This is a genomic window from Microcoleus sp. N9_B4 (assembly GCF_036701635.1).
Taxonomy (GTDB): Bacteria; Cyanobacteriota; Cyanobacteriia; order Cyanobacteriales; family Microcoleaceae; genus Microcoleus.
This window is the reverse complement of sequence record NZ_JAUBRC010000086.1, coordinates 1-11,810: the sequence shown is the minus strand read 5'-3', so window position 1 is coordinate 11,810 and position 11,810 is coordinate 1. Positions and strand designations below refer to the sequence as shown.

The 11,810-nt window shown below is 47.1% G+C and carries 7 protein-coding genes and 2 pseudogenes; 2 read left to right on the top strand and 7 right to left on the bottom strand.

From position 1 onward, the window contains the following. Positions 1-68: 68 nt before the first annotated feature. A pseudogene (locus QUA43_RS29980) lies at positions 69-1,181 on the bottom strand (IS630 family transposase). Positions 1,182-1,450: 269 nt separating this feature from the next. Here QUA43_RS29980 and QUA43_RS29975 point away from each other — a divergent pair. Beyond that, on the top strand, positions 1,451-1,756 hold the full coding sequence (locus QUA43_RS29975) for a hypothetical protein (RefSeq protein WP_333379335.1): 306 nt from the start codon (positions 1,451-1,453) through the stop codon (positions 1,754-1,756). A 153-nt stretch (positions 1,757-1,909) separates the two neighbouring features. Here the strand turns inward: QUA43_RS29975 and QUA43_RS29970 are convergent, their stop codons facing one another. From QUA43_RS29970 to QUA43_RS29950, 5 genes are all read right to left on the bottom strand, one after another. Further along, positions 1,910-2,755, bottom strand: coding sequence for a nitrate ABC transporter ATP-binding protein (locus tag QUA43_RS29970; RefSeq protein WP_333379333.1), 846 nt, complete (start codon positions 2,753-2,755; stop codon positions 1,910-1,912). Between the two features lie 193 nt (positions 2,756-2,948). Further along, positions 2,949-4,949 carry a nitrate ABC transporter ATP-binding protein gene (locus QUA43_RS29965; RefSeq protein WP_333379331.1) on the bottom strand — a complete coding sequence of 667 codons (2,001 nt, stop codon included), beginning with the start codon at positions 4,947-4,949 and terminating at the stop codon, positions 2,949-2,951. Between the two features lie 288 nt (positions 4,950-5,237). Further along, complete coding sequence (gene ntrB, locus QUA43_RS29960; RefSeq protein ID WP_333082183.1) at positions 5,238-6,080, bottom strand: nitrate ABC transporter permease; 843 nt, start codon at positions 6,078-6,080, stop codon at positions 5,238-5,240. 79 nt (positions 6,081-6,159) lie between these two features. Next, on the bottom strand, positions 6,160-7,545 hold the full coding sequence (locus QUA43_RS29955) for a CmpA/NrtA family ABC transporter substrate-binding protein (protein ID WP_333379329.1): 1,386 nt from the start codon (positions 7,543-7,545) through the stop codon (positions 6,160-6,162). A gap of 762 nt (positions 7,546-8,307) precedes the next feature. After that, positions 8,308-11,073, bottom strand: coding sequence for an HAD-IC family P-type ATPase (locus tag QUA43_RS29950; protein WP_333379327.1), 2,766 nt, complete (start codon positions 11,071-11,073; stop codon positions 8,308-8,310). Between QUA43_RS29950 and QUA43_RS29945 the strand changes: the two genes are divergently transcribed. Continuing rightward, positions 11,072-11,305, top strand: a complete 234-nt coding sequence (locus tag QUA43_RS29945; RefSeq protein ID WP_333379325.1) for a hypothetical protein — start codon at positions 11,072-11,074, stop codon at positions 11,303-11,305. The two genes, QUA43_RS29950 and QUA43_RS29945, sit on opposite strands and share 2 nt — an antisense overlap. 295 nt (positions 11,306-11,600) lie before the next feature. Here QUA43_RS29945 and QUA43_RS29940 read toward each other — a convergent pair. Next, positions 11,601-11,810: pseudogene (locus tag QUA43_RS29940) on the bottom strand (chemotaxis protein); the annotation flags it as partial.

Sequence of the window (11,810 nt, the reverse complement as noted above, 5' to 3'; positions counted from 1 at the left end):
GCTGCGATGAACAATGACTATATGATGCAAATTCTCAAGTGCTTTTGTCAAGCATGATTGAGATGCTCTTACCCTGTGATACAAACATTACCCTTATTTTTGATTTTGCGCCCCCATTTAATTATTAATTCTCCTTCATTTAAGAGGATCTGCAATAAATACTATAGCTCTTCACTGGATGTAAAAAGTCGATTGGCAATATATTCTTTTGTCGAATGCCATACTCATTCAATTAAGTTATAGTCGGGGCTGTATTCGGGGAGAAATTCTCAATAAAAATTAGGCATTTTTGTTTCAATTGTTTTCAGGTACTCTTCTTTATTATGAAAACTAGCATTATCAATAATTATCACTATTTTGGCTCCTTTCTCAGCAAAATCTGAGGCTTGATTACCTGCTAATACCCATTCATTAATTAGCTCTTCATAAAAGAATTTTAGCACTTGATAAAAATTATATGAATTGCCTTTTTTGAGGAACTCTACCACCATTGTTTATCGGAATTTCTCACTCCTCCCATTACATTAACTCTGCCTTTTCTGCGGTCTCCTCTGACCTTTTTTCGGCTTTCTTTTTTACACCTGTTTTTTCTTATGATGACTATTAAACTAAATCCACTCTCGTCCCCAAACCTGACCTGTAATCGTTCTGGCGTTGCTTTTTCTACTTTTAAATATTCTGCTATATTTATTTTAAACGCTGTTTTTTTTTGGGAATTTCTCTTGGATTCTAGGCTATACTTAGCCCAAAGGTAAACATACTTTTTTTTCTTTAAGATCCTCCGAACTTGGACTCCACTTAACTTTATTCCTGTGGATTGTTTTAAGCATATTGCTAATCTATGCGCTGTCCATCGTCCAAAACTATATCCTAATTCTTGAGGGTCTATCTCTATAGATTCTCATAATATTTTTATATATTTATTTGGGGCTTTTTTGTGATTTCTCTTCATCCTCTCATCTATTAGAGTTTCTAGATTGTCCGGGTCTCCCTTCACACACTCTTTTAGAGACTTTGTTGACTGAGCAACCCAAAAAATCAGCGATTTTAGATTGTGTTTTGCCGTCATTGAGCAATAATAAAATCAGAATTATTTATTTAATATTTGCCTTCTCTTCCTCTCTTAAGGCTTTTTGTAGTTGATCTATTTGTTTGGGATTGAGAGGGTTTTGGGCTGGCATTTTTGTAGATATTGACTAAAATAAATTATAATTAAACCCTATTTAAAGGCACAACAGCTTAAGCTGTTACGCATTTAAATTGATCGAGTATTCCAGGTACAGCAAGGGGTCTGGCGCTCAAAAATCCCAGTTTAAATGCAAAACAGCTTATAACCTTATTAAAGTTTTACAATACCAATTGTTAAAAGTCACAGAACCCCGCGCCGGACTTAGGATCAGCCGTTTCCCTACCCGATCCTCTGTACTTTACTCCACTGAAAACCGCTATATTGAAAACAGCCTTAATCCATGAAACACCCATAAACGTTCCCGCAGTGTGCCAGTTCCAAGGGTGGAATGCACCAACCACCGATCGCCCACAAACGGTTAATAACATCAAGAAGAAGCCCACCCTCGATCGAAGGTGGGCTCAGGTCATGCCAGCTTACCGACAGCTAGGCAATCGGGTCTCTTCGCTGGTAGACGTAAAATATCGGAAAAAGATCCGAACGTCCGAAAAAACTTCTCGTCCACCATTAAGCTTCAGTTTACCCAACCGGATCGGGAAAATTGCGCCCGCAGCGATGTTCCCCTGACATCGGGGAACGCTGGGGCTTCAACTTTTCAATAGACTTCTGGAAAAAAGCTCGTCTTGGGGCGGCAGGATGCCTAACCCCTACTCCGCACAAGAATTAAAATTTTTCGAGAAGTCTCATAATTCTCCTCTTTAACTTTGATTTCCCAACCGATTAGGCATCGTGATCGTGTGCAAAACGACGGAACAGAAAATCTAGGGCGTAGTTCCGCAAATTGTAGTATTCCGGATCTTCCATCATTTGAACCCGATCGCGCGGACGCGGAAAAGGAATCTCCAAAACTTCGCCAATTGTCGCCGATGGGCCATTAGTCATCATCACCAGTCGATCGGCCAAAAACAGCGCTTCATCAATATCGTGAGTAATCATCAACACCGTACAGCGGTGATCGTTCCAGATTTTCAGCAACTCTTCCTGCAATTCCTCCTTAGTAATTGCGTCCAGAGCACCAAAAGGTTCGTCTAAAATCAGCACTTTCGGGCGAATTGCCAAGGCGCGGGCAATCGAAACCCGCTGCTTCATCCCCCCCGAAATTTGCGGCGGTCTTTTCTGGGCAGCTTCCGTCAATCCCACCATCGCCAAATGCTCATTGACGATCGCATTTTTTTCGACCTTCGACTTATTCGGAAATACAGAATTAACCGCCAAATAAACATTTTCAAACACCGTTCGCCAAGGCAGCAAAGCGTAACCCTGAAACACCACCATGCGATCGGGGCCCGGCTTCGTAATCCGCTGCCCGTTAATCGTCACGGTGCCCTGGCTAGGATGGCTAAAACCCGACACCATATTTAACAGTGTTGATTTGCCACAGCCCGAGTGTCCGATCAAAGTAATAAACTCTCCCTCAGCTACATTCAGATTGACGTTTTCTAAAGCCCTGTAACCGTTTGGATATTCTTTGTAAACATTGTCCATCACCAAAAAAGGCTGGCGGCGGCCTTTTCCCTGCTGGATTTGAGTTTTGGTGTTCGTCTGGTTTTTAGTGGTGTTGAGCATGGGTTTAGGAAAGTGTGAGTGGGTGATTCGCCAATAAAGAAGGAAGTTAGGCCACTTATTTAACGGATGTCACGGAGGTAATAAAGAGGGAATTACTAACTAGCAATTAGCAGTTTTAAATTAAAAATCAACAGCTAAAAACCAACAAATAACAATTAGCAATTACCCTATTTTTATTGAACACAAAACCGCTTTAAGCAGCTCTGCGGCCGGAATCGAGTACAACTTCCGCCATCGTGAAATCGCGTTTAATCGCCAGATTGTTGAGATAGCCGATCGGATCGTCAGCATTAAACACCGAGCCGTCAAACAAGCTGAGAGAACCGCGAGTGTAAGTAATATCAGCCATCCCCAGCTCTCGCGCCGCCGTGCTGAACGCACCGACTCGCACCACCCGCTCCAGAATTTCCACCCAGTTGCGCGGGAACACAGTATCGCCCCAGCGCGCCATCTGTACCATGTGCCACAGTTGTTCGGTGCGGCTTGGGCGATTCACCCCATCTCCACAAAACAAGTGGTGGGCGTATTCCCGCATCGGAGTATCGAGGTTGCAAGCAACAGATTTCGGGTCGCCTAGTTGGATGTAACTCTTATCAGTAGCGACGTACTCCCTTCCCGCGACTATTTCCGAAACCTCGGCGGCGTGATTTGGATCGGCGCAATAGTGGCAAGCTTCGAGCAAAGCTTTGACTAGAGCAATGTGAGTGTTGGGATAAGCATTTGCCCAGTCTTCTCGAACTCCGAGAATTTTCCCGGGGTGTCCGGGCCACAGTTCCAAATCTGTCGCCACCGTAAAGCCGACTCCTTCCATCGAGGCCCGCAAATTCCAAGGTTCGCCGACGCAGAAACCGTCAATAGTGCCGCCCTGCAAGTCAACAATCATCTGGGCTGGAGGGATATTTTTCAGCAACACATCGCGATCCGGGTCAATGCCGCCGGAAGCCAGCCAGTAACGCAGCAACAGGTTGTGCATCGAAGAAGGGTGCACGATCGCCATACGGTGCGTTTGCGCGGGCGTTCTCTGGAGCATTTTTTTGAAATCGGCCAGAGTGTAGATTCCTTGGTCGTAAAAGCGCCTCGCCAGGGTAATTCCGTTCCCATTGCGGCTCATGGTGAGGGCTGTAACCGTCGGAATCGGCTTCTCTTGGTGGCCCCCCAAACTCAACCACATCGCCATGCCAGAGGGCATTTGGGCTGCGTCTAAGTAACCAGCGGCGATGCCGTCTACGATGCCGCGCCAGCTTGTTTCCCGGACGAGGTGGACTTCATCAAGACCGTGTTTGGCAAACAAGCCTTTTTCTTTGGCGACAGCGAGGGGAGCGCAGGCTGCGAGGGGTACAAAGCCGAGTTCGAGGTTGACTTTTTCTAGGCCGTGGCGGGCGATCGCGGGTACTTTCCGCGCCCGCAGTTTTTTGACGCGCTTCTGCTGGTTAAGGAAGTAAATCATTTCGCTACGTAGAGCGTAGTAGCTGGGGTGTGAGACGACTTCCATGCGTTTGCGGGGGCGGGGGATGTCTACTTCGAGAATGCCGCCAATCTTCGATTCTGGGCCGTTGGTGAGCATGACGATGCGATCGCTCAGCAACACGGCCTCATCTACATCGTGCGTTACCATCAGGGCACTGATTTCGTACTCTTGGCAAATTTCCATCAACTTTTCTTGCAAGTTGCCGCGAGTCAAAGCATCCAAAGCGCCGAAGGGTTCGTCTAAGAGTAACAGTTTGGGGCGCAGGGCCAGAGCACGGGCGATCGCCACGCGCTGTTTTTGTCCGCCCGACAGCAGTGCGGGTTGCTTCTCGGCGTGGGGCGTCAAGCCCACCATGTCGATGTGTTTTTGAATGATTTCGAGGCGCTCGGCTTTCGGTAAGCCGCTCATTACCGAGTCTACGGCTAGGGTAATGTTTTCTCTGACCGTCCGCCACGGTAGCAGCGAATAGTTTTGGAATACTACCATGCGATCGGGACCAGGCTGGGTGATTCTTTGCCCTTCAATTGTCACCAATCCTTCTGTTGGCATATCCAAACCTGCGACCATATTGAGCAGCGTAGATTTGCCGCAGCCGGAGTGTCCGATTAAGGAGATAAATTCGCCTTTTTTAATTTCTAGATCGATGCCTTTGAGGGCGATGTATGTCCCCCCATCTGAGAGATTAAAGACTTTTTCTAGTTGTTCTACTGCAATCAAAACAGACATGATTTTCTTGCCTTTTTTGTAAGTTTGTTATTTGACTGTTGAGTGTTGACTGTTGAGTGTTGAGTGTTGACTGTTGACTGTTGACTGTTCGCTGTTCGCTGTTGATATATAACAGCTAATAGTTAATACATTCCGGGATGCGTAAAACTGGTCTTTAAACTAACCCAACTACTTGGTTTAATCCCTCAAAAATAGTTTAAACAACTGGTTTCTGATCCTCCGAGTTCGTAATTCCGGTAACAGTCAACAGTCAACAGTCAACCGTCAACCGTTAACCCATCGAATTAGCTACTTTCCTTGAGAAGGAGCAATCTTTTGCTGCAACCAAGCCATCATGCGATCGAGCAACAAACCAACAGCCCCAATGTAGAACACCGCTAACAGAATTTCGCTGATGTAGTTTTGCTGGTAAGCATTCCAAATAAAGAAGCCGATACCCGTAATCCCAGACATCACAATTTCCGCTGCAATAATCGCCAGCCAAGCCAAACCGATCGCAATTCTCAATCCTGTGAAGATATAAGGAAGTGCCGACGGAAACAAGATGTTGATGTAATACTCCTGACGAGAAAGTTGCAGCACTTTCGCCACGTTGTTGTAATCGTCGGGAATTTGGCGAACACCTTCAGCCGTGTTGATTAAAATCGGCCAAACTGAAGTGATAAAAATCACGAACAAAGCAGCAGGTTCGTTTTGTTGCAGTGCAGCCAGGGCAATGGGTACCCAAGCCAAAGGGGCCACCATCCGCAAAAACTGAAAAAGCGGATCTAAAGCGCGGTTTAGAAAAGGATTTGTACCTACCAAAACACCCGTACCAATTCCCACAACGGCCGCGAGAGTGTAGCCTTTTGCCACCCGTTCCAAACTCGCCAAAGTCTGCCAAAATAATCCAATTCCGTAGGTTTTGGAGTTCATGAAAGGATACAGCAACAAAATCCGCGTCCGTTCGTCAGTCCAAATGCTGATCGGCCCCGGCAGTTTGATCAGTCCCGTACTTGACAAGAATTGCCAAACCAACAGAAAGCCCAAAACTCCTAAAATTGGCGGCAAGATATTTGGGGAATTCTTCTTCCAAAACTCGCCAAAAGCTCCTTGTGCATTGCCGCCTCTCCGACTTGTACTTACAGCCATGCTGCTAATCTCCTATGTCTGGTGCTGTGTATTTTCGAGACTAAATTTCGAGACAAAATTATGGGAAGCTAAGACCCCATCACACTTTTTTAATTGCCAAACTCTTGAGATAAGCTTCTGGCTTTTCCGGGTTGAATTCTGTGCCGTCAAAGAACTTCTCAACGCCCCGAGACGTACTTTTTGGAATGTCAGCATCAGCAACTCCGGCTAATTTTGCTGCGGCTTTCCACAAATCTTCTCGGTTGACTTTATCGATGATTGTCTTAGAATCTGCCAAGGTGTTAGTTGGCAAGAAACCCCAGCGCACGCTTTCGGTTAAGAACCACAAATCGTGACTCTTGTAGGGATAAGAAACGTTGCCGAGGTCGTCTTTCCAGTACAGCGGACTCATCTTGAAATCGTCGATCGCTGGTTGGCCGTCACCCATGAGGTACTTGCCCTGGTAGGGAGGTGTCAAAACTGCCGGAGCTACGTCAAAGTAGTTTCTGCCAGAAGTAATGGCTACTAATTCTGGGCGATTTTCTGGTTTGTCGCACCACTGCTGCGCTTCGATCAGTCCTGCTAGCAGGGCTTCTGTGGCCTTGGGGTGTTTGTCTACCCAGTCGCCACGAATTGCTAGATACTCTTCGGGGTGATCTTTCCAGATTTGGCCAGTCAGGGCGGACATGAAGCCGATGTTCTCTGTGACGATCCGCAGGGGCCAGGGGTCGCCGGTACTGAAACCGTCCATGCTGCCGGTTTTCATGTTGGCTACGGTTTGCGCTGACGGTACTGTTAGCAACTCGGCTTCTGTGTCGGGATCGATGCCGTTAGCTGCTAGCCAGTAGCGAATCCAAAAGTCTTGGTTGGCTTTGGGGAAGGTGTAGGCTGCTTTGAAGGGCGTGCCTGCTTGTTTGAGGCCTTTCATGTAGTCTTGGGCAGCTTGGTCTAGTTTGAGCCCGATGCCTTTGCCTTGGTGTTTGCTCGCGATCGCAATTCCATTTCCTTGAGTGTTCAACTGGGCTAGAACATACATCGGGATTTGGACGCTGTTTTTGGTAATCAGGCCTTTACTAATTTGATAAGGCATCGGCATTTGCCACTGGCCACCGTCAATGCCGCCGCCTGCCGATCCAATTTCTAGGTTATCTCTGGCAGAACCCCAGTTGGCTTGCTTAGCAACTGTTACCTCAGTCATGCCGTATTTGGCAAAAAAGCCTTTTTCTTGGGCAATGATTAAAGGTGCTGCTTCGACGATCGGGATGTATCCCAATGTGATTTTAGTGCTTTCAATTCCTTCGACTCTTTTCTCGTTGGCAACAGCCATTACTGAGGTAGCTGCGGGTATTGCGCCGTCAGTACCGGCAGTTGCACCGGGTTCTGGGGGATTTCCCAAACAACCTTTGAGCAGTATTGAACTGACGGCAGATGCACCTGCTGTAACGATAAATTTACGCCGAGAAAATTGCTCTGAAAATTTTGTCATAGTCTAGCCTCGCTGCAATTCATAATCTTCTGTAACGACATCACTGAAGTTTATCAATGCGCTTTTTTTCTGTTCGTTAATGGAATTTAGCGAACTGTTTTGAGCGCTGGTTCGCAGGAGGGAGCAAAAGATTTATCGCTAGCATAAGTCTTTAAACTATCCCTGCTGATTTTACACTTTTGATTAACTCAATATCTCGACGATCGGCCGAGCTGTGCGATCTCCCAAAAAGCGAGCAGCACATTTTCTTGGCTTGATAATTAACTCTACCGTACTATTGCAGAAATTCTAAAACAATTATTAAATTTGATTGATAAGTAAATCTTTTGAGAGGGCTATCGATAACGAATCGTGGGGAAGGGCGATCTGGTTTGCTCATCCAAACTGGTTCAAACCAAGACAGGATGGGTAAGGGTTGTAGCGAATGGCGATCGGGGGGCATTCAAATCCATGGTCAATAAGTGGCAAATATCGCCCCCACCACACATTTACTTGGTTAATATATCTTTACTTTTTTGGTCTAATAATTGTAGTGAATTATACAGAAATAATTACTAATTTACCAATTAGCTGTTTTCACACGGTTAACTGGTTTTCATTGGTGGACTAAAATTGGCGCTTAATCATAAATGATTTACCGGATATGATATGGCGTGGGCTTTCAGGTTCGATTTCCGTAAAACAGAGAAACCGGGTTTCTTCAAGAAACCCGGTTTCTAAACACCCGAAATTACTAAGGGATCGCAGTACCTACAAGTTCGATTAGTTGGGCGGGTCAAAGCGGTTGACGGAGAGAGCAACACCGATCATCGGCAGAGCAACGCCGAAGCAAATCAGCCACTGATCCAGATTCATCGGAGCCGTCTCAAATATGCGATTGACAAACGGAGAATTAGCAAAGATAATCTGCAAAATCACCGCCAGGACAATTCCCACACCGAGGGCGGGAGCGCCACTAACTTCTTCCTTAGAACCGCTAAACTTAGCAATCAAAGAAGGCAACAACTGGCTGAGACTCAACAGGTAAAAAATTCTCCCCATTACCAAAGCTTGAATCGCCATCGTGCGGGCCAGTGCCAAAGTTCCCCAATCCGCTTGGCGCACCCATTCAAACATTCCGAAAATCAGAGTCCAGTTGTAAAGAGAAATAGCGATGATCCGCTTGATCCGATTTCCGGTGAGGAAAGCTTCGTTTACCGGTCGGGGCTGCTGTTTCATGACTCCCGCTGACTTGGGCTCGAAAGCCAGAGGCACAGTCATGGTGATCGAGTTGAGCATATTCAGCCAGAGAATTTGTAGCGACAAAATCGGCAATTCTCTACCGAGGAGGGTGCTGAGCAAAATTGTCATCGATTCTCCGCCGTTGACTGGGAGAATGAAGCTGATTGCTTTGAGCAGATTTTTGTAAACCGATCGCCCTTCTTCGACAGCAGATTCGATCGACGCAAAGTTATCATCGGTAAGAATCATGTCCGCGGCTTCCTTAGAAACCTCCGTACCGCTACCCATCGCAATCCCGATATCCGCTTGTTTGAGGGCAGGCGCGTCGTTAACCCCGTCTCCCGTCATCGCCACAATTTCGCCTTTCTGCTGCAAAGCTTCTACCAGGCGCAGCTTTTGTTCCGGGGCGACGCGGGCAAAAACTGAGCCTGCTTCTACAGCTTCGGCGAGTTCGTTCTTGCTCATTTCCGCGAGTTGGGCGCCGGTGTAGGCTACAAGTTCCCTGTTGTGTTTAGTTTTGCGGAATCCCATGCGGCGGGCGATCGCCTTGGCTGTGGCAATGTGGTCGCCGGTAATCATTTTGACTTGGATGCCGGCGGTTTGACAAGCTTGGACGGCTGCGATCGCCTCAGCCCGCGGCGGGTCAATCATGCCTTGCAGTCCCAAGAAAACCAGGCCTGACTCCAAATCCGAGTGATCGACGGAATTTTGCTCTTCGGGTACTGGCTTTTTCGCTAAAGCCAAGACGCGCAAGCCTTGCTTTGCCATTTCATCCACTTGATGGTGGATTTGTGCCCGATCGACTTCTACCGGATTTCCTTGGGTATCGAGACTGGAACCGCAGCGGCCGAGAATTGATTCTACGGAACCTTTGACGTACAAAATTTTGCCAGTGGGAGTTCGGTGCAGCGTCGCCATGTATTGAAACTGAGATTCAAAGGGAATTGAATCCAGCCGCTGCATTGACTTGGATAAAGTTTGCTGACTCAATTCGGCTTTTTTGCCCGCAGCAATTAACGCTCCTTCTGTCGGATCTCCGACGACAATCCAATTATCGTCTTTGAATTCCAACTGAGAGTCGTTGCAAAGCAGTCCAGCTTGCAAACATTCTTGCAAAGTTGGAGTTTGGCTGACAGTAATTGGCAGTTGGTTGAGTTGAATTTCACCTTCGGGGCTGTATCCCGTACCCGTAACCGAGTAGGATTCGCCACCAGAATAGATTTCTTGCACCGTCATTTGGTTTTCCGTCAAAGTTCCGGTTTTGTCGGAACAGATGACTGTAGCGCCGCCGAGGGTTTCGACTGCGGGCAATTTGCGGACGATCGCGTGGCGATTTGCCATCCGGGAAACGCCTACGGCTAGGGTGACGGTGATGACGGCGGGTAAGCCTTCGGGAATTGCGCCGACAATCAGGGCGACTGCGGGTTCGACTGCTTCTTTAAAGGCTGAAACTCCCGGAGGGACTGGCCTGCCCAATCTGACTGCGAAGGTCAAGGTTGCCATTCCCAACACGAATAGCAGCCAGTTTTGACTGAATTGGTTGAATTTGCGGGTTAAGGGGGTGGTGAGGTCGATGTGCCGATCTAATAGTTGGGAGATTTTGCCGGTTTCGGTTTTATTGGCGATCGCAATTACGATGCCGCTACCTTGGCCAAAAGTGACAAAACTGCCGGCATAGGCCATGTTATCCCGTTCTGCTAGTGGCGTTTCTTTTGGCAGAACTATGTCTCCCGATTGTCCTAATTCTTTTTCGACAGCAACAGATTCCCCGGTGAGTCCCGATTCGTCGATTTGCAAGTCGCGGACTTTCACTAAGCGCAAGTCTGCCGGTACTTTGTCGCCGGAAGTCAGGGTTACTAAGTCGCCGACAACGAGTTCTTTGGAGGGAATTCTTAATTTTTTGCCGCCCCGAATGACTGTGGCTTCGGTGGTGACAGCTTGGGCTAGGGCTTCAATTTTTTTCTCGGCTCCAGCTTCTTGGATGAAACTAATAGTAGCGTTGGTGGTTGTTACGCCCCAAATTACGCTAGCGTTTAGCCATTCTCCGATTACTGCTTTGATTAAACCTGCACTCAGCAAGATGATCAGGAGCGGTTGGTTAAATTGCAGGATAAATTTTAACCAGGCTGGTTTCCCTGCTTTAACCGTTAGTTCGTTGGGCCCGAATTTCTGTTGGCGATGGTTGGCTTCTGTCGGTTCTAAACCGCTTTCCAGGTTGGTTCCTAAGATAGTTGCAACCTTGGATATTTCTAGGTAGTGCCAATATTGCTCTGCTACGTCTACATCGTTGGCGGATCTTGATGGCATGATTCTTCCTGAATATTTGGGGTGTCTGACGAGCTTCGATCGCTCCTTAATAGACACGCTCAATACAACTCATCGCTCGTTGGAGCGTGAATATATTGAGCGGCTTAATTTTTGCTTGATTACTTTAACGGGCTGTGACTTACATCTATATTACAACGGATGTGACCGTTTGTGGCAAGAAATTTGGGGAATTATTTGCGGCGCTACATCTTGTTTGGGACTTGGTGGCTAAGGTGGGGAAAAGTCGATCGAATCCCTTGACATTTTGCAAATTTTAGGTGTGGTTAAAGAAAGGGAGGACACGGAAGTCACGGATACACGGATTCATTATTGAGCACGAGTCAGAAGTTATCGATCGCAGTTTATTGAAGGGCAGAAATTCGCTCGCCCTGGCTGTCGCGATGCCATCGCCTGCGATCGTTGTGACTTGGATGCCGCAGGTTTGACAAGCTGGGAGGGCTGCCCGATCAATTCATGACTCAATGCTATCAATTGCTAGTCTGCTATCCCAAAAGACTAAGCGCCCTTTAGACAATTGAATTGAGATTTTGGGCTGCATCGTTCAATTGTTGAGTGCCTACTTTGGTTTGAGTAATACCACTAGCAGTTTCTTTTGCCGCTAGGTTGAGGCTGTTCATCGCCTCCACTACTTGTTGAATAGCCACTGCTTGTTGTTGAGCAGTTAGAGAAATTTGTTGATTGTTCAATACCACATTGTTAACAGCATTTGCTATTTC